This is a genomic window from Trichocoleus sp. Lan, from assembly GCF_039961855.1.
Lineage (GTDB): Bacteria > Cyanobacteriota > Cyanobacteriia > Cyanobacteriales > FACHB-T130 > FACHB-T130.
On sequence record NZ_JAMPKA010000055.1, the window covers coordinates 1 to 18,410 of the forward strand.

15 protein-coding genes are annotated in these 18,410 nt (G+C 45.7%); 7 read left to right on the top strand and 8 right to left on the bottom strand.

Annotated elements, in window-relative coordinates:
- Positions 1 to 203: 203 nt before the first annotated feature.
- Positions 204 to 1,631 carry a DUF3370 domain-containing protein gene (locus tag NDA03_RS27125; protein ID WP_348239755.1) on the bottom strand — a complete coding sequence of 476 codons (1,428 nt, stop codon included), beginning with the start codon at positions 1,629 to 1,631 and terminating at the stop codon, positions 204 to 206.
- Between the two features lie 262 nt (positions 1,632 to 1,893).
- Positions 1,894 to 2,406 carry a peptidase C15 gene (locus NDA03_RS27130; RefSeq protein ID WP_348239756.1) on the bottom strand — a complete coding sequence of 171 codons (513 nt, stop codon included), beginning with the start codon at positions 2,404 to 2,406 and terminating at the stop codon, positions 1,894 to 1,896.
- Positions 2,407 to 2,542: 136 nt separating this feature from the next.
- Here NDA03_RS27130 and NDA03_RS27135 point away from each other — a divergent pair, with 136 nt between their 5' ends.
- The 3 genes from NDA03_RS27135 to rsmD all read left to right on the top strand — a co-directional run bounded on the left by NDA03_RS27135 (position 2,543) and on the right by rsmD (position 4,386).
- Positions 2,543 to 3,079 carry a hypothetical protein gene (locus NDA03_RS27135; protein ID WP_348239757.1) on the top strand — a complete coding sequence of 179 codons (537 nt, stop codon included), beginning with the start codon at positions 2,543 to 2,545 and terminating at the stop codon, positions 3,077 to 3,079.
- An 84-nt stretch (positions 3,080 to 3,163) separates the two neighbouring features.
- Positions 3,164 to 3,799, top strand: coding sequence for an imidazole glycerol phosphate synthase subunit HisH (gene hisH / locus NDA03_RS27140; RefSeq protein WP_348239758.1), 636 nt, complete (start codon positions 3,164 to 3,166; stop codon positions 3,797 to 3,799).
- A gap of 38 nt (positions 3,800 to 3,837) precedes the next feature.
- Entirely contained in the window at positions 3,838 to 4,386 is a 549-nt protein-coding gene (gene rsmD, locus NDA03_RS27145) for a 16S rRNA (guanine(966)-N(2))-methyltransferase RsmD (protein WP_348239759.1), read from the top strand.
- A gap of 87 nt (positions 4,387 to 4,473) precedes the next feature.
- Here the strand turns inward: rsmD and petG are convergent, their stop codons facing one another.
- Complete coding sequence (petG, locus tag NDA03_RS27150) at positions 4,474 to 4,587, bottom strand: cytochrome b6-f complex subunit V (protein WP_190411146.1); 114 nt, start codon at positions 4,585 to 4,587, stop codon at positions 4,474 to 4,476.
- 281 nt (positions 4,588 to 4,868) lie between these two features.
- On the opposite strand from petG, the gene NDA03_RS27155 reads away from it, so the two are divergent.
- Positions 4,869 to 5,243 (top strand): cytochrome c, encoded by a 375-nt coding sequence (locus tag NDA03_RS27155; RefSeq protein WP_190524588.1) that lies wholly within the window; start codon positions 4,869 to 4,871, stop codon positions 5,241 to 5,243.
- Between the two features lie 39 nt (positions 5,244 to 5,282).
- On the opposite strand, the gene NDA03_RS27160 is transcribed toward NDA03_RS27155, so the two are convergent.
- Together NDA03_RS27160 and NDA03_RS27165 are read right to left on the bottom strand one after the other, a co-directional pair.
- Positions 5,283 to 7,088: an ABC transporter ATP-binding protein gene (locus tag NDA03_RS27160; RefSeq protein WP_348239760.1), complete on the bottom strand. Its 1,806-nt coding sequence runs from the start codon at positions 7,086 to 7,088 to the stop codon at positions 5,283 to 5,285.
- Between the two features lie 256 nt (positions 7,089 to 7,344).
- On the bottom strand, positions 7,345 to 9,309 hold the full coding sequence (locus NDA03_RS27165) for a patatin-like phospholipase family protein (protein ID WP_348239761.1): 1,965 nt from the start codon (positions 9,307 to 9,309) through the stop codon (positions 7,345 to 7,347).
- A 1,151-nt stretch (positions 9,310 to 10,460) separates the two neighbouring features.
- Between NDA03_RS27165 and NDA03_RS27170 the strand changes: the two genes are divergently transcribed.
- Positions 10,461 to 11,234, top strand: coding sequence for a class II aldolase/adducin family protein (locus NDA03_RS27170; RefSeq protein WP_348239762.1), 774 nt, complete (start codon positions 10,461 to 10,463; stop codon positions 11,232 to 11,234).
- 97 nt (positions 11,235 to 11,331) lie between these two features.
- Positions 11,332 to 12,009, top strand: a complete 678-nt coding sequence (locus NDA03_RS27175) for a VOC family protein (protein ID WP_190430882.1) — start codon at positions 11,332 to 11,334, stop codon at positions 12,007 to 12,009.
- A 149-nt stretch (positions 12,010 to 12,158) separates the two neighbouring features.
- On the opposite strand, the gene NDA03_RS27180 is transcribed toward NDA03_RS27175, so the two are convergent.
- The 3 genes from NDA03_RS27180 to ahcY form a co-directional block, all read right to left on the bottom strand.
- Positions 12,159 to 13,412, bottom strand: coding sequence for an Hpt domain-containing protein (locus tag NDA03_RS27180; protein ID WP_190435487.1), 1,254 nt, complete (start codon positions 13,410 to 13,412; stop codon positions 12,159 to 12,161).
- A 753-nt stretch (positions 13,413 to 14,165) separates the two neighbouring features.
- Entirely contained in the window at positions 14,166 to 14,789 is a 624-nt protein-coding gene (locus NDA03_RS27185; RefSeq protein ID WP_190430793.1) for a DedA family protein, read from the bottom strand.
- 478 nt (positions 14,790 to 15,267) lie between these two features.
- Positions 15,268 to 16,545 (bottom strand): adenosylhomocysteinase, encoded by a 1,278-nt coding sequence (gene ahcY, locus NDA03_RS27190; RefSeq protein WP_190411155.1) that lies wholly within the window; start codon positions 16,543 to 16,545, stop codon positions 15,268 to 15,270.
- Between the two features lie 298 nt (positions 16,546 to 16,843).
- Between ahcY and NDA03_RS27195 the strand changes: the two genes are divergently transcribed.
- On the top strand, positions 16,844 to 18,316 hold the full coding sequence (locus NDA03_RS27195) for a mechanosensitive ion channel family protein (protein WP_348239763.1): 1,473 nt from the start codon (positions 16,844 to 16,846) through the stop codon (positions 18,314 to 18,316).
- The last annotated feature ends 94 nt before the right edge of the window (positions 18,317 to 18,410 follow it).

The window sequence follows — 18,410 nt, forward strand, 5'->3', positions numbered from 1 at the left end:
CGTCGACACAGCAAAATAGTTCTTCTAGACTAAGCATGGGGTAATTCAGATGGATGAGAAGTTAGCACTTTCACCCTACCTGTTTTGCCCCTTCCTTATCCCGAACTCAGGTTAAAGTAAGGGCACGGCATTGCCGTGTCCCTACGCTTGGAAATGGGGAAGCGAGGCAAACCCCGCAGCAAATACATCAGGAAATTTTTTAACTAAAGTACAAACCGAATTCCATACAGGACACGCATCAATTCCACTAATGACTTGTCACTTACATTCGCTGAGGTATTTTCTAAAGTTCGCACAGTCAGGACTTGCGGCGGCGTCGCATCTGGTGGGTATATCAAATCGACTTGCACCTGGCGGCGACTTGCCGGTGGCATTTTTAGCGTTAGCAGTGGGTCTATTACCTGACCTGTTTGGTGCCACAAATGCACGTAGCGCGTCAGGGGTTTTCCTTGGTCATCGTTGTAGCGCAACCGTACCGTACCTCGGAAAATTGGAAAATGCGGGGGTTGCTGGAAACGCAATCCTCCTTTTGCTAGCTTGTCTTCCTTCAAAGGCGTTTCTAGCGTCAGGGTGACAGTTTGAGGTTGTTTCGTGGAGTTGATTAAGGGCACGCTGAGGTTGTATTCAACTCCGTAGTTCCCATGTGCTTCGTAAGCGGTATCCGGATAGCGCACCAGCATCTTTGCAGTTTGCACTTGACTTGTACCGAGGGTGCCTAACTTGAGGGAACTGATGGGATAGGAGATGGCGTTACCGGGTTGGGGGATGGTGAGATTTTGGGCATTGGGTTTATCCACCAGTTGCGCTTTCCAGGCAGAACCTTCAGAGACTCCTGCTACGCGACTATAGATAAATTGCCCGCTGGTTTGCCCTGGAGGGGAGGGGGCTTTATCTCTGGGTCCGGCTAAAGTGCCTGTATCGAGTAAAGTTTGCCATTCTGCTTGGGTTGGTTTCCGTTCGCTGCCATCTGGATTTTTTTTGGCATACATCGCTAAACTGGCTGCATAAACCTTGCCATTACTCTGCAACCTCATTAGCGTAGACCGACCATTGATGGGCTTTTCTAGATTCCGCACCGGAATCGGATGATTCATCAACAAACGGCTTTGCCCCGGTGGTATCACTAGCTGGGCAGGAAAATCAGCTTGTCGCTTGCCTCGCATGACATCGTTGACTGCGCGATCGCCATGACCTGAGTATACGTCTCCGTTGGGATTTTCCACATAAGTCGGCAGTTTGATATAGGGCGCATTCTGCATTAGCTGACTTGCCGCTTGCAATACTTCCACTTTGACGGGTTTTTTCCCCGGATTATGCAAAATTACTCCCAGATAAAGCGTCTGTAAATCCTTGGGAGTGTGGCTAAAGTGGTGGGCAAATAAATCAAATCTTCCCTGGAAAGGAAAATTAAGATGAGCCGCTGGCACCTTTTTCCCATTTGGGGGAAAAGTAGAAAGTAAAATTCCTTCACTTTTCACCCATTCTGGACTGTTACTGTTAAACATCGGCACTTTATCCAGTTGTCCGGGTAAAGGCAAAACTGGCTGGGGTCGCACAATCTCTTGAGGAGCTGGTTTGGGTGGCGGCGGTGGTGTTTGAGCAAGCGGTAGAAGGGGCAAGAATGGCAGCATGGGAAGATTAATATTTAAAAACGATAACGACCTTATCCGGAAAAATCATCTGACTAGACTTCTTGAAAAGTGTGCCCTCAGACTAAATGGGGCTACACAAACAAAGCCTGCCTTCGCAAGCTAAATTTACTGTTAGTCAGTGTAGATGGACTTCGTCCGTGAAGCCACAACTTTACTTGGTCTTCCTTGTACTTCGGCTGAGTACTTTCGCTGAGGATGTCAACCAAATATTTTCCGGATGGGTGCTAAGACACCAAGGACTTTAAGAAAGTGCCAGGTTCTGAAGAATACATAAAAAATCTGCCATGATTCCCGAAGAGTTTTCCGGAGTTAGGATTGGGACGTGAACGAAGATACAGCGGCTGTTAATTTGGCGTTCTTGTAAGTAGTCTAATACTGAGTAATACAGCCCTTCGCAGACAAATTTACCGGCATCATCGCTGATTTCAGTTGCGACTGAGCCTGTTAATAGTTTTTCTAGATTTACCGATGTTTTTAGCAGTGTGGTTCCACAAGCCGCACAGGATTCTACGCTCAATTGAGTGCGAGACTCTGCCATACCGCAGCAGATAATGGCATCTGGCTGTAATTCGTTAATTTTGGCAAAGACGCGATCGCTTGCTTGAGCAACATCAACGGGTAGCTGTCTTAAAAAACTCAATGATAGCGATAAATAGTCTAGGTTGCCAACTTCCAGTAATAGATCGTCGGAAGCATTAGATGTTTGATGGGGAAGCCAGGTAGTAAAAGACGTTAGCAGAATTTTTCGATTCATAAGTAGCTTTGTGGGATGCGTAGATTAGCTTAATCTAACCACTTACCTGCCTGACAGCAACAAATGTTTAGAGAGATGCGTCTTTCCTCTAATAGACGCAAATGTAACAAATGTTGAAATGAGGTTGAGGTAGAAAGTGCGACGATTAATTCTTGTTTTAGGAGTGGTGCTTCTGGCATCAGGCTGTAATTTAGAAAAGGCTGCCCAGACGCAGACTGTCAATCTGAATCAAGAAAAGATTACAAAAGAAGAAAAGGCTTTACTTGAGCGGCTAAAGAAAGACAAATTGCTGAAAGCAATCGAGTGCCCATCTAGAGAAGAATTAACTAATTTTGATGAAAACAATTCAACCAAGTCTTTGCTGAGCTGGGTATTCAAGTTAAAAAAAGGTAATCTTGGGGCAAAAAAAATCTGTATCACCCAAGAGGGAGATCCTGTCACAGAATACATAATCGTTGAAAATGATAAAATAAAGATAGTTTTAGATTCTTCCGAAGATAGATTTGGGACAACGGATGTAGAAGTATATAATCCCATTCAAATTAATCGGGGATACTTTGAGGAAGATGACAAAAACTCAAAAACTTTCAAAATATCGGAATTACAACTGCCTGAAGGTAAAGAAATATTCATTCAGTATGAATTGCCGAACGGTGAAAAGAGATATTTTTGAAATTTTTAACAAAAGAATGTAAAGTTAAAAGAAGGGAACTAGACACCCAACACAAACAACAAAAGTCAGCAAAGGCGCATATTAATGTCAGTCATTGCAGTCATCGACTACGACATGGGAAATCTGCACTCTGCCTGTAAGGGATTGGAAAAAGCGGGTGCAACCCCTAAAATTACGGATTCACCGGCAGACATTGCACGGGCGGATGCTGTAGTCCTGCCTGGTGTGGGATCTTTCGATCCGGCAGTGCAACACTTGCGATCGCGCCACCTAGTAGAACCCATCAAAGAAGCGATCGCATCCGGCAAACCTTTCTTAGGGATCTGTCTGGGATTGCAAATTCTATTCGATTCCAGCGAAGAAGGCAAAGAACCCGGTTTAGGCATTATCCCCGGTGTGGTGCGACGATTCCGACCTGAACCTAACTTGACGATTCCCCACATGGGTTGGAATCAACTAGAAATCGCCCAACCGGATGCCCAAATCTGGCGGCAGTTACCGTCTCAGCCTTGGGTTTATTTTGTCCATTCTTACTACGTCGATCCCGTCGATCCTCAAATCCGCGCCGCCACCATTACCCACGGAAGCCAAACGGTGACGGCTGCGATCGCGCGTGATAACTTGATGGCTGTGCAGTTCCACCCGGAAAAATCTTCTAGCAGCGGACTGCAAATATTATCCAACTTTGTTGCCCAGGTACGAACCGAAGTTGCCGCATAGTAAAGTTGCCTTAGCGTAGCGGCACGTCTAACCTAATTATGAGCCTCAGAATCTACGGCAATCGCTTACTCAAAACCTTGCCAGGTCAAGAAACCCGACCCACACTAGGGCGAGTGCGGGAAGCAGTATTTAACATTTGGCAGGGCAGTATCAGCGGTTGTCGCTGGCTTGATTTGTGTGCCGGTAGTGGTTCAATGGGCGCAGAGGCATTGTGTCGGGGTGCCAGTTACGTCGTCGGAATTGAACAGTGGAGTCGCGCCTGCGCCATTATCCAGGAAAACTGGCAGCAAGTCGCTCAAGAAGACCAAAAATTTCAAGTGTTGCGGGGGGATGTCGTTCAACGATTGAAAACCCTTGGCGGTCAGCAGTTCGACCGGATATACTTTGACCCGCCCTATGCGAGTGAATTATATCAGCCGGTGCTGGAAGCGATCGCACAATATCAACTGCTGGCTGAAGGCGGTGAATTCGCAGTGGAACATAGTCCTAACAACTGGACGGTTGAACCCGTTCCCGCACTGGAAATCTGTCGCCAAAAGGTTTACGGCAACACTGCCCTTAGCTTCTATTGCCCAGCCAGCATCTGAAAGTTTACAACCATTTAAAAAGGTGGGCTGTGCCCACCTCACTCAGCTGACTCAGGAGGGCGGGAGAACCGCGCCCCTACAGCACTTTTATACTCCTAGTTTGTTGTCGCGCTTTTTCTGCATATAGGCAGCGAAGAATAGTCCCGCGAGGGTGACTAAAATCAAACCAAGCACGATACCAGAAAGCAGGGGTTCTACCACGTCAGTACTCCTTTGTTAACGTTTCTTGCCTGTTTCTCATCCTACAAGCTAGAGCGGAAGAACGGGTGAGGCTGTAGCGACACAATTTCAAGGCATCTCCGATTCCAGTAGCAGGCTGGAGAAAACTACGCTTGCCTCGACTCTCTAGAAAATTTAAGCTATGTATATGAATCGAAATCTTTATCGATACACAACCACACATATCGCTATACTCGTTCATTGCATAGCGATCGCTTGCGCCCCGATCAAAAACTGCCCTTACATCTCACTTTCAAAAACCTTTGGATAACCAGCTACCTAAACCTGAAATCCTGATGCAGCGCCTCAGCTTGATGGCATTGGCTGCTTTCCTGGTCATCCTCTTAGCACTTGTTGGGGTTAACCTGTTTCGCGTCTCCGATCCCTATGTGAAGACAGTTTTGACCCTAACGGGCGACCCCGTGAAGGGACACGCGATTTTTCAAATGAACTGTGCGGGATGTCATGGATTGGAAGCACACGGTCGAGTGGGGCCAAGTCTGGAAGCCATCTCTAAGCGCAAGTCTCGCGTAAGAATCATTCACCAAGTCATCAGTGGGGATACACCACCCATGCCCCAGTTTCAGCCCAGTACCCAAGAAATGGCAGACTTACTGCGTTATTTAGAGGAATTGTAGATGGGAGTGGGCATGGATAATCGCTCATTCATCATCAGCCTAGACCTGACTGAACTGTTGTGCGTAAAATCGGGCATAGCGATCGCCCTTGTGCAGCAATTCTTCATGGGTTCCCGATTCCATAATCTGCCCCTGTTCCACAACCAGAATTCGATCAGCGCGGCGCACTGTGGCAAGGCGGTGGGCGATGATGAAAACAGTCCGGTCTTGCATGATCCGTTCTAGGGCTTCCTGCACCAAGGCTTCTGATTCCGAATCCAGGGCAGAGGTTGCTTCATCCAGGATGAGGATTCGAGGATTCAGCAAAACAGCACGCGCGATCGCAATTCTCTGCTTCTGCCCCCCCGATAAATTTACCCCTCTCTCCCCCACCCAGGTATGATAACCCTGGGTAAATTGGGTAATGAACTGGTGGGCGTTGGCAATCTCTGCCGCCACCTGCACGTCCTTGAGGTCAAACTGCGCTTGTCCAAAAGCAATATTTTGAGCAATCGTCCCAGAAAATAGAATCGTTTCCTGCGGCACAATCCCAATTTGCCGCCGCAGACTCCGCAGCGTCACATCCTGAATATTAGTCCCGTCAATCAAAATTTCACCCGCTTGGGTGTCATAAAAGCGGGGAAGAAGATTCACCAAAGTCGTTTTACCCGCACCCGACGCACCCACTAAGGCAATCATTTCTCCGGAGTGTGCCAGCAAATTCAAATTTTGCAGCACCGGAGTTCCTCCTTGCCCCAACTTAGAAAGAGGTTGCACCCTATCTAAGTCATCCTCTGAGAAGGTAGGATTTGGGGAATTTAGTGCCGGATAGGCAAAGGTAACGTTACAGTATTCCACCTTACCCGTGACCGCCGGAAGCTCAACGGCACCCGGCTTTTCCACCACGGTTGGCTGAATCGCCATCAGTTCAAAAATCCGATCGACCGATGCCTGACCCTGTTTAAATTCGTTGTAATTGCTAGTGAGATGGGCAATCGGGTCAATCAGTAACGCCACTGCTGCGATATAGCTAACAAATTCTGCCCCAGTCAGATTATTAATCGAAATTTGCCAGCCACCGAGGAAAAACAGCAGTAAAACGCTCATCGCGTACAAAAATCCAACCACAGGATTCTGAATCGCCTTTAGCCGTTCAGTTGCATACTTCGCTTTCCGGTTTTCTTCAGCTTCCTGGGCAAAACGGGCAATTTCATAATCTTGGGCGGCGAAAGCTTGTACTAGGCGAATTCCGCTAAATACTTCCGTTAGCAACGCCGATAAATTAGAGACGCGATTTTGGCTGCGGCGAGAAAACTTCAGCATCTGTTCGCCAAACCAGCCAATTAAAACCCCCATCAACGGTGCGACGATAAACGTTGCCAGTGTCAGCTGCCAGTTGAGATAAATCATGTAGCCCAGCACGACGATTAGCTGCAACACGCAGGGAATAAAGTCATGGAAAACTTTATTGACGACTTCCCCAACTCGGTCAATATCCTCGGTGAGACGGTAAGTTAAATCGCCGGTTTGTGCAGTTTCAAAGTAGCCAAAGTTGAGACGATGTAGGTGAGTATAAACTTGCTTGCGTAAGTTAAAGGCAACGAAAAGGGCGGCTTTCGCCATCAGCGAATCCTGTCCATACATCAGGATTTTCTGCACGAGAAAAACGACTGCCAACACTCCTGCTAACTGGGCAAGTGCTGCCATATCGCCTTGTCCAATGAAATTGGCGATTTTGCCTGCAAGTGCCGCCTGGACGGGCCAGAATACTGTAACCCCTAACGTGCAAGCGAAAGCTTGCGCGATGGTTTTCCACTGAGGGCGGATGTATGGCAGTAGATGCCAGTAACTAGAGCGCGTTTTCAAACCTTAACGTCCTGTAATAATCTTCTCCTTTGTCTGACGCTACCAGTTTTCGGTTGTTTCTGAGCGATTATTCTTGGGTGTATTTTAGGGATAGGAAGCGATCGCTTCCCCCGTTCGCAAGGGAAACAAGGGCAATCCCGCTTTCTGTCTGCTAGCGGGGAGGGTTCCATTTCAGCTTGTGTGTATCGACCGGGCTAGACGAAGTAGCGATCGCTCGATGTCAGCACCAACAATGTCAGCATTCAGACACATTTTTTTATACTTTTTCGTTGCCAAACATCCTGTTTTGTGCTTTCTCCATTAAGTCAGAAACCACAATCAATACAGTTGCCAAAATTTCAAGAATTGCTAACCCTGAAATCGCTAATACTTTCAGGATTCCAAAAACGAATAACCAAATCAATCCAATAATTTTTGATTCAGTTAATACAATTCTCAAAGCGCGTAAAACTATTCTAGCAATCCTAATTTTTTGACTAAGTTTCAGATCCGCAGGTTGCGGATCTTGTGCTAGCAGATATTTCTTGATTTGTCTTACTATCGTATCTACTTCTGCTTCTGTAATTTCTACATTGCAGTATTGGTGTAACCAAGTAATTCCACAAATTCGCCCCAATAGAAAATCATGATCTCGATAACGTTTGTCAAAAAAACCACCAAATGCACCCAGGAAATCTGATGCGAGTAGTTCTGCGGCGCTTCCTTCTTGCAGAGAAGCTTTAATATTTTTGGGTAGATTATCGTAGATGGGTTGCAGCCTGCTTATTCCATTACTTCTAGAATTAGCAATTTCGCCGATAATTGCTGGAGTAATTGGACGCAGCTTTATGTGCCGATAAGGGATTGCTTCTTCGATAATTTTCTCAATCTGGCTGCTATCTCCAAAATTTTTATCTTCAATTGCTTCTATTAATTTTTCCTTTGCTAAGGCTAATTGATTTCGGTTTTGAATTTCTCTTAAGCGGAGCGAGTCATGTTCTGATTTTGGCAGCGTTAAGCCACTCAATCCAACTTCTAGTGTCGAAAATTCCCCTTGGGTTAGGCGTTTTGCACTATTCAAATTTTCTACGGGAACTGGACGGATATACACGTGCAATCGTTCTGTATTAATTGATGGCTGTTGTGCCGTAAATTCCTCCTGAAACTGACTTGAACGCTCTTTTTTGTGTATTTGATTGGAGCGCAAATCATTTTCTAGTTCAATTCCTTTTAAAATAGGTAGACCATCTAGGATGCCTCCATCCGTATACAGAAATACTAAATGTGTATCATCTGCCTTGCTTTCACGTACAGCGCCTAGCCCTTCTTCCTTCAGTTCTTGTCTTTTGGGTGTTTTAAAGTAGTCATCACTGAGGTCTTTAAGATTGATACTACTAATATCAGAATGATCCCAAATGGGTGGAAAAGCAACCGGAAAAGCGCCGGAAGCGCGCCCCCCCATTACTGCCTTGGCCCACATCTTATTCATTGTTTCTTGAGGAATTCCTGAATGAAAAAGAAATTGACGAGTCTCTGAACTGGTAATCGTTTCAATTTCTTGTTCCAAATGTCCTTGTGCGTCGGTGAGATTGATTTGTTCAAGAATTCCTTGCAAGTTGGTAAGCGTCATTAAAAGCGCCAGAGGTTTCGTATTTTCTGTAATCTGGGGAGGCTTGATAACAAGTTCGGCAATTTTTTCAATTGCTTCACCAGAAAGAACGCTGAGATTGGTTTTTTCGCGTTTTGCTTCGGGAGTAGATTTATAAGATTTAGAACGATGAAAAAGCTTATAAAATCCTTTTCTAAGCGGATTAGAACTCTTTTTATATTTCTCTAGGGTTGCTTCAAAGCTATCGGCAAAACTTTCTATCGTCCCTTGAAATCCATCTTTAAAACTAGACAGCATTACCGAAAAGCTATCGATTTTTTGAATATCGGCTTGTTGAACCCAGGCTTGATACAAAGGGCTTTTATGCTCTTCTTCTGAAAATTTGAGTCGTTGATCGAATTTAAAAGGTGGATCTACCTTTCCTTGAAGTAAGCAGTAGGCGGCGATGACACCAGACATTGCCCCTGCTGAAGATCCAGTAATAATATCAATAATCACTTTCGGTTCAGCCTTGACGGATTCTTTCGTCAATTCATAAAAAACTCCTGCCATATAAGCACCCAATGAAATGCCACCAGAGCAGTTGAGTGTAATCAGTTTGGGAGTTTGTGCAGATTTGGTTTCGGTTTTCATGACAATATACTTGGCGGTGAAAATAACTTGAAGTTTAGTTTAATTCAGCGAAGTTCTGTTATGAGGTTCTTGGCATAAGAGTATTGCTTGGAATTCTAGAAAATTGTTTTGCTTGGCAACATAAGGGATAAAAGCTGGGTTCTGGTTGTACATAACATTGAGCAAACAGAGTGATATTGCTAAGCTGGCATTTTGAGCTAGCGTCTTGCTTCTCTGGCGACAGCCATTCCTATAAATAGGGGGATGCTGCTCTAAGTAGCCGTTCGTTTCTTCGACAACCTCACTATTTTATATGAGCAGAGAATAATTAAAGCTTTTTCGGGAAAGAATCACAAGCGTCTCCTCTCCTGCTTGTAACTTGCTGCTGAGGCTACTTCCAGAACTAAGTTAGGATGCTTGAATCAACTGTGTAATTTTGGAAGCTGCGTTGAGTTCTGGATGCTATTCGTGAAAGTATTACAAATACATCTTCTATCGTGTTACACCTTTTGGTGGGGAACGAAATATCAATATACCAATGGCTGAAGTCATTGTCACATTTGCGTAACCATTTCGTAGCACAAATGCTGGCAGTATCAGTGAATCCAATCTTGGCAAAGGTTTGATGGGTTTTGCTTCTGCTCCACCCATCCTATGAATAATAAAGTTAGTTGGCTGAAGCGCGATCGCTCTCTTGAGCCGAACAATTAAAGGAGTTAGATGAGCGATCGCTACTTTATAAATAATTAAGAAAGATTAATTTTTTTGCTCTATTTCTTATGACGAAATATAAATTTATGAATTATTCCATGATGGCACTTTAAAAGAAAGACGTTTAAAATAAAAGAAGAATTACCAACAAAATTCTTCCTGCATTCAAGAACCTCTCTCCAATTAGTTTCAGTTTAGCTAGAAATAAAGCTAAAGAAATAAATACTTTATAGCGATTGCTCAGATTGCAATGGCTTCCTCACCAAGGAAAAATAAATTCTAGAACTCAAAATTCGGGCAACAGCTTTAGAGAAAGCCTTGTATCCGCCTGAAAAACTCCTGCGCTCAATCGCCGCTCATCGGTAGCGATCGCTAACGCTCTTCTAGTGAATTCCTGGCAGAATACAATACACTCACGAATTAAACATCTTTGCAACAACCGATTTATACAGGCTAAATCTATGCAGACATTAGACATTCCTATCAATATTCCCCAGCCGCCGACCTTTGCTTCTGTCGAAGATGAACGCCTCCACCGCAAACAACGCCTAGCCGCTGCATTTCGCCTGTTTGCTCGCTTCGGCTTTAGTGAAGGCATCGCCGGACACATCACCGCCCGCGATCCCGAACACCGCGATCGCTTTTGGGTCAATCCCTTCGGGATGCACTTCAGTCTCATCCGAGTCAGCGATCTGCTTCTAGTCAACGAGCAAGGTGAGGTCGTTGAGGGAAATAAGCCTGTCAATCAAGCAGCCTTTGCCATCCACTCCCGCATCCACGCCGCCCGTCCCGACGTTGTAGCAGCCGCACACTCCCATTCAACCTACGGTAAAAGCTGGTCAAGCCTGGGTCGCCTCCTCGACCCTCTCACGCAAGATGCCTGTAGCTTCTACGAAGACCACGGGCTGTTTGATGACTACACGGGTGTCGTTCTCAAACTAGAGGAGGGCAAGCGGATTGCGGAAGCTTTAGGCAACAAAAAAGCTCTCATCCTCCGCAACCACGGGCTGCTTACAGTGGGACACTCAGTCGATGAAGCTGCCTGGTGGTTTATCACAATGGATCGCTCCTGTCAGGCACAGCTAATGGCAGAGGCGGCTGGGAAGCCTGTCCTGATTGACTCAGATATGGCTCGTTTGACGTATCGCCAAGTGGGGTCGCACCACATGGGATGGTTTAGTTTTCAACCACTCTACGACATGATTGTGCGTCAACAACCAGATCTGCTGGAGTAAGTGTTTTTAAAAGTGTGGAGTGAGGAAGCTTCTAACAAAGGCTGGATTTACAACCAGCATCTACCGATTGGATTTAAAGAAAAATGAGGGTAGATAAATGACGAAATTAGAGCTACCTAAAGGAAACGATAAAACTTTGAATTCCGACCTAGACTCACCTTTTTCCCAAAAAGATGGCTTATTGGAGTTCAAGGCAGAATTGACCACTCCTGAGTTTTTCAAACGCTGGTCATTTGTCACCAATGTGTATGGTGAACGAGTGCAAGTGGATCACTTTGTCCTGACTTTTCCTGATTTTACACGTCTCAAAAATTACGCTGAAGCTTTGTGTCAATTGGGCGGTCAGATTGTTGAAGGACCAGGACTCTTTCCTATCGAGTTTTGTCCTGAAACTTATGTAATTACCAATGATTTATGGTTGCACTTGTTGACAATATTGATGCCGTCGGGGGGGTTGGTGGTTCTAGCTGCGCCCCACGCACCAGACGATCAACTTGACCGATTCCTACATGAGCGGGGAAACACTGGCGTCCACCATATTGCGATTCGGGTAGACGATGTGCAGAGTGCTGGTTTAGTTTGGGAGAAAAAAGGGTTTCATCCATTGTCTAGAGAGCCTCTTAAGGGTGATTCTCTATGCCAATGGTTTTGGCAAAACTCAGCAGGACAAATTATCGAGCTAATTGGTCGTAGTCCTGAAAATCACGCAACTTTTTACTGCCAAAATATAGGGGGTCTTCGGCTCTCGGAAGTGGCAGGGGTTAATGCAAAATGAGTGTTGATTTAAGTAGCTGGTTGCCGGGGATTGATCCAGAGGCGTTTTAGAATTGATGATGATGCGATCGCTATCTATTCTGGGATGAAATCAGAGAAAAGCGATCGCTCATTTGCTTCTTGATGCCTAAGTATTAAGATAACAGCGACCTAAGCCCATAATTCCCCTATCCAATCATCCCCTTGTTCCCAATCCCGACAAGGTTCTTCTTTGGGGCCAGAAGGATGAACCGCACAGACAATTTCGCACTGTCCGTAGTAAAAACGGCATCTTCGACAGGTCTGGAGCGCTTCTATATGAACGGTTTCAATGACTCCACCCTCAGACGGAATCGTGTCTCGAAGCTCTTGCTGACAGGAAAAGGTTGGTAGCCACACGCCTATCGAGAGCTGGTCGTTGATTCCCTCTGGTTCCCCGAAAAAGTGGTCGTTGATAGCACCCGGTATGCATTGGCAACCCGTGATTCTGCCTCCGACTTTACTGACAGCTTGACGAATGACTTTAAGAGTACATTTAGCTTCAACCGTAAAATAACCACATATATCAATCCGTTGCGTTCCCGCCGTGGCTACGAGAGTCAGATTGGTGCGAACAAATCCTGCTTGAATAACCAGCAATCTCAAGTGATTGTCGAGTTCTTGAAAAACTGGCTCAACCTCCGACATAATTTTGCCTGTTATTTCTTCAGTTAGACCAAGCGCTCTTTGTAACTGCTGCCAAAGTGCCTGTAGCGTCTTCAAAAGCCGCAACAAGAATGAATCTAGCTTTTGATCAACCTGAATTGGATACTCTTTTATAACCTGGAATCCCTTTTCTAAATGGTGAGCAGTTTCTTGAATACTTGTGAGTCCCAACATCGCTGCTCCGCTTTTAATCGAATGAGCAGCACAAAAAAGCTGGTTGATTTCTTCTGGGTCTTTAATCGTGCTTGTTCCGGACAGCAAACCTTGCTCAATTGTCTGGATATATTCTCTTGTTCCTTCAATAAACAAGTGATTGAGGTGATTATTAAGTTCTTCAAAAACTGGCTCAACTTTCGACATCATCTTGTGAGTCAGCTCATCATTCAACCCACAAGACCAAGAAAGCTCCTGCATCAGAGCTTTTAGGGTATCCAAAACCCGTTGTAAGAGTGACTCTAGCTTTTGATCGATCCTAACGGGACAAGCATTGAAGACCTGGAAACATCTTTCTAGGCGGTAAGCCGTTTTCTGAATGCTGAGGAATCCCAGCATTGCTGCACCACCTTTGATACAATGAGCAGCTCGAAAAACCTGATTAATCTTTTCTGGGTCTTCGATAGTGCCTTGTAGATCCAGGAGACCTTGCTCAAGTGTATTGAGGTGGTCAATTGCCTCTTCAATAAAGTAGCCAATAATTCGCTGATGTTGTCCCGACATCATTCTCTTTTCTCCTTGTTTTCGCGTAGGGTATTTTCTACCGCAACGCGCTAGGCTTCGCTCAAGGGAAAACTCCGCAGGGGTCGCGTAGCGTATGCGCTCTGTTTACCGATCTCTCCGGTTTTAACACAGCTTGAGACTGATGGAAGTTTTTTCAATAATTGTTGTCAGCGATCGCTCCACTCAATTGCGATCGCTTCCCTGTTTCTAAAGTTTTAATATAAAGTTTTAAAAACGCCAGCTCTAGTTATAAGCTAAAAACGTTCGCGATTGCACAGCGCTAATACGGTAATTTTGGAGCAAAACTGCGAAAATTTTGTGAAAAACGCTCCAATATAACTCCTTTCTTGCTTATACCCTTTCGCTCTATTTCTGCAAAAGTTCGGTCTGGCACCCCTTTGTTGATTGGTTTGGGAAATTCAGAGATGTAGCATCGAAAAAGTGATTGGTATTAGGGAGTCTTTAACATTTTTATAAAAAAATTCCGCGTGAAAAAAACCCTGAGCAAGTAGGGTTAAGGGTAGCTATTGAGTAAATTTGGCTTGAACCAATTAAATTTTTTCGGAAAGTACCCTAGTTCTTAAATATTTTTTTATAGCAATCCTATTTAAGTTATAAACGGATATTTGCCCGTAGAGACGCGATATATCGCGTCTCTACAGAGATTCACAAATCATTGAGGATGGCTACACCTATAAAATGACTTAGCCATTCTGGGAATCAATGATTCTTTGTAAATAACCAAGCTTTTCCTCTTCACGCTTGCTTGTTGCCTTTGTTTTTTTGCTTTTTCCTAACTAACCAGACAACAAAAGCGACAATAAGAATCACAAACACAATTTTAGAAACAGGCCCAAGATGCTCATCTACAAGCTCATAGTTTTCGCCTAGTGCGTATCCGGCATAAGTCAGCAAACCCACCCATAATGTAGTGCCAAGGGTTGAGTAGATTAAAAAAGGCAATAAAGGCATCCCGCTGATGCCTGCTGGAAGCGAAATTAAAGTGCGAACTCCAGGAACCAAACGGCAGAAAAACACTGCTTTACCGCCGTGCTTATCAAACCAATTATCTGCCTTGTCAATATCCTTGCTGGATAACCCGATCCACCTGCCATACTTATTCGCTAATCGCTTTAAGTTTTCTTCGCCTACGAGTTTACCCACGTAGTACCACGGCAATGCACCCAGCATCGTGCCGATTACCCCTGCTGCGATCGCTCCAAAAAAGTGGATCTTGCTATTTGGTTGCGTTGAGACATACCCTGCTAAGGGCATAATCAGTTCTGAAGGGATGGGGGGAAAAAGATTTTCCAAAAACATCAGTAGACCAATTCCCAAGTGACCGAGGGAATTCATGGTGTTCGTTATCCATTCCTGCATAAGTCAGTGTTGGGTATTAGGGGGCAGTTATTCTAATTGAAAATTCCAATACTTCTCGAGATCGCATTGTCTTAACGTCACAATTAAACTCTTAAGTTTAGTGAACAAGTTAAGTTTGCTTAACTTTATCAGGTTTTCGAGAATCTGAAAATTGATTTATCTAAATCTTCATCGTAAATTTGCAATATCCAATTTTTGCGGTGAAAGTTTTATTGGCAATTTGAAGTAGCAATCATTTTTTAATTACCCTTTTTTACTAAAGACAGGTTTCAGTTTTTAGCAAGCTCAGCTTGACTGCATTAAAAATCTCGTGAGGTTGAAAAGCTGTTGAGTAACCCTAACGTTTTCTGGGTCAGTTTCTACAACTGAGCTGTTCTTGCAAAATTTTCGGTAATACAAACAAACAATCCGGATAAGTGGCAATCCTGAGTTGTTACTACATGATGACGAAGGGTGGGCATTGCCCACCCTTACCGATTTAGGTTCCAGAAGTCCAAGAATTGATGTACTCAATTTGGTCGGGTGTCAAGCTATCAATTTGAACACCCATTGCTTGCAACTTCAGCCGTGCAATTTCTTTGTCAACCTCGACTGGAATGGAGTGCAATCCAGGTTCCAGGTTGCCTTTGTTCTTAACGAGGTGTTCGCAAGCTAAAGCTTGGTTGGCAAAGCTCATATCCATCACTGCGCTGGGATGTCCTTCCGCAGCCGCCAAGTTAATTAAACGCCCTTCGCCCAGCACAATAACCGATTTACCATTCTGGAGGCGGTATTCTTGGGTGAAGTTCCGCGCTTCTTTGACTTCAGTCGCTTTGGCACCCAATGACTTGAGGTCAATTTCAATATCAAAGTGACCGGAGTTGCAAACCATTGCCCCGTCTTTCATCACATCGAAATGCTCGGCGCGAATGACGTGCTTGTTGCCAGTGACAGTAATAAACAAATCGCCTACGGGGGCGGCTTCTGCCATTGGCAGCACTCGGAAGCCATCCATCACCGCTTCAATCGCTTTGGTGGGGTCAATTTCGGTGACAATCACATTGGCACCCATTCCCCGCGCCCGGAGTGCCGTGCCTTTGCCGCACCAGCCATAACCGGCGACAACAATCGTTTTGCCAGCGAGCAGAACGTTGGTGGCGCGAATAATCCCATCCAGAGTAGATTGCCCGGTACCGTAGCGGTTATCGAAGAAGTGCTTGGTGTCAGCGTCGTTAACATTGATGGCGGGGAAAGTGAGAACACCATCTTTGAACATGGCACGAAGACGGACAATGCCCGTTGTGGTTTCTTCGGTGGTGCCAATCAAATCTGCAATCTGGTGTTGACGTTCCTGAATCAGAGTAGCGACCACATCACTACCATCGTCAATGATGATGTTGGGTTTGTGATCCAAGGCGATTCGCACGTGGCGACTGTAGGTATCAGCGTCTTCGCCTTTGATGGCAAATACGGGGATGCCATGATCGGCAACCAGGCTAGCAGCCACGTCATCTTGAGTGGAGAGGGGGTTGCTGGCAATGAGGAGGGCATCAGCACCAGCGGCTTTGAGAGCGATCGCCAAGTGCGCGGTTTCAGTTGTGACGTGGCAGCAGGCGACTAACCGAATCCCAGCGAGGGGTTTTTCTTGGGCAAAGCGATCGCGTATTTGTCTCAACACGGGCATCTCTCTACCTGCCCATTCAATCCGTTGCTTACCTAGAGGTGCGAGGGAGAGGTCTTTGACTTCGTGCTTGGGCTGAGTAACAGTTGCAGTCATGAAATTGCTTGCTCAACAAATATTTAAGTTGCGGGTTTTTACTAGGTTACTCGACTAGACCGCTAAAAAGGTAGCCTGATTTTTTAGCCCCACCCCACCAGCCACACAAAGGTTTGAGGCTGGGAGAAATTCAAAATCGAGCTAGAACCCTTACTCTGCCAAGTTGCTGCTTAACTTCTCGCTTTGGTGTGAAGTTACCTGACAAAGGGGTTGTTAGGCTGGGTGGGGATTATTTAAGTAAGCAAATGTACTTAAGTTTACCCAAATACCTGTGTTCAATGCATTTCGGAGGTTTGAAATGCCTTCTCAATCTTCTTGGGCGATCGCTGGAACAATTCTGTTGACTGGTTGGGTAGCATCTCCAATCCAAGCTCAAATTCCACTTCCGCAGAATTTGGAACTGCCCGCACTTAGCCTACCCAGTAGCGATGCACAAAGCCGAATCATGTCTGGTTGCATCCGCTTGGATGGTCGCTGTCTGTTTCAAGTCGCCGCACCCCAGTCGGAATTACCCGCACGTATCCAAGATATTCAGCAGAGATTGGAAACAATTAGTCGCCAATATTTGCAGGAGGATTCCTCAGAACTCCAAATTGAGAGCAAAAAGCAAAATAATTTGCCAGTCATCTATGTCAATGACCAACCCCTGCTGACAGTGACACGACCCGATGCCGACTTACAAGGGGGAGACTTAGATACACGGGCAGAAAAGCTCAAAGAATCCTTGCAAGAAGGACTGAAACGGGCGAAACGGGAGCGACAACCGCAGTTTTTAACTCGTCGAGGTGCGATCGCGGGCGGGTTTTTGGTAGCAATGATTGTGAGTAGCTGCGCGATTCACAGTACTTCCAAGCGATCGCGACAACGGTTAACCGGCACCACCACTACACCTACAGGTCATCCGGTCACAACCCAGCTGGCTCAACAACAACAAGGGAATTTACAAGAAGTTCAGCGCCGCTTGTATCAAATGGCGCAAGCCAGTATTTGGGGCGGGGGAACCCTCATCGGGCTTGGTTTATTTCCCTACACCCGCATCCTACAGGTTTTGATGCTCAACGTTCTCCAAATCCCTTTGCGACTGGGGATCGTGGGACTAGGGACTTATGTTGTCATACGTTTGAGCTACGTCTTGATCGACCGCTTCGCTGGCGCTTTAGCCAACAGCCATTTACTCACGCCCGAAGCCTCCCGCCGTTTGCAACTGCGAGTTTCGACAATTTCCGGTGTCACCAAAAGTATTACCACCCTAGTCTTGTTAGGAGTGGGTAGCTTGGTCGCCCTGACGACATTAGGCGTGGAGATTGCCCCCTTACTTGCCGGTGCTGGCTTGGTTGGCGTTGCGGTGTCTCTTGCCTCCCAAAACCTGATTAAGGACGCGATTAATGGGTTTTTAATCATTGTGGAAGACCAGTATGCGGTTGGCGATGTGATTGCTGTAGGCGACGTAGGCGGTTTGGTAGAAAACATCAATCTGCGGATTACTCAGGTACGCGATGCTGAGGGTCGATTGATTACGATTCCCAACAGTGAAATCAAAATTGTCGCTAATCTTTCCAGCAACTGGTCGCGGGCAGACTTAAATATCCCTGTCGCCTACCATGCCGATGTCGATCAGGCGCTGAAGCTGATTGACACCATTGCCCAAGAAATGAGCCGTGACGTGACATGGCAAGAGCAAATTCTGGAAAAACCCCAAGTCCTAGGAGTCGATAATTTTGGGGAACGGGGCGTCACGATTCGGGTATGGATTAACGTCAGTTCGGGTTAAGCCGAAGGCAGCAAGTTGTGGTCAATGGCAATCGCTGGCTTCTTCGGTTGATGGCAGTAGGCAATCAATCCGCAGAGAATGTTGACAAAGCAGT

Excerpts from the sequence above, each read along its gene's own strand:
- NDA03_RS27175 (WP_190430882.1), top strand. The coding sequence starts at position 11,332 with ATGACGAAATTAGAGCTACCTAAAGGAAACGATAAAACTTTGAATTCC.
- ahcY (WP_190411155.1), bottom strand. The coding sequence starts at position 16,545 with ATGACTGCAACTGTTACTCAGCCCAAGCACGAAGTCAAAGACCTCTCC.
- NDA03_RS27125 (WP_348239755.1), bottom strand. The coding sequence starts at position 1,631 with ATGCTGCCATTCTTGCCCCTTCTACCGCTTGCTCAAACACCACCGCCG.
- NDA03_RS27185 (WP_190430793.1), bottom strand. The coding sequence starts at position 14,789 with ATGCAGGAATGGATAACGAACACCATGAATTCCCTCGGTCACTTGGGA.
- NDA03_RS27170 (WP_348239762.1), top strand. The coding sequence starts at position 10,461 with ATGCAGACATTAGACATTCCTATCAATATTCCCCAGCCGCCGACCTTT.
- NDA03_RS27130 (WP_348239756.1), bottom strand. The coding sequence starts at position 2,406 with ATGAATCGAAAAATTCTGCTAACGTCTTTTACTACCTGGCTTCCCCAT.
- NDA03_RS27195 (WP_348239763.1), top strand. The coding sequence starts at position 16,844 with ATGCCTTCTCAATCTTCTTGGGCGATCGCTGGAACAATTCTGTTGACT.
- NDA03_RS27180 (WP_190435487.1), bottom strand. The coding sequence starts at position 13,412 with ATGATGTCGGGACAACATCAGCGAATTATTGGCTACTTTATTGAAGAG.
- hisH (WP_348239758.1), top strand. The coding sequence starts at position 3,164 with ATGTCAGTCATTGCAGTCATCGACTACGACATGGGAAATCTGCACTCT.
- NDA03_RS27165 (WP_348239761.1), bottom strand. The coding sequence starts at position 9,309 with ATGAAAACCGAAACCAAATCTGCACAAACTCCCAAACTGATTACACTC.
- rsmD (WP_348239759.1), top strand. The coding sequence starts at position 3,838 with ATGAGCCTCAGAATCTACGGCAATCGCTTACTCAAAACCTTGCCAGGT.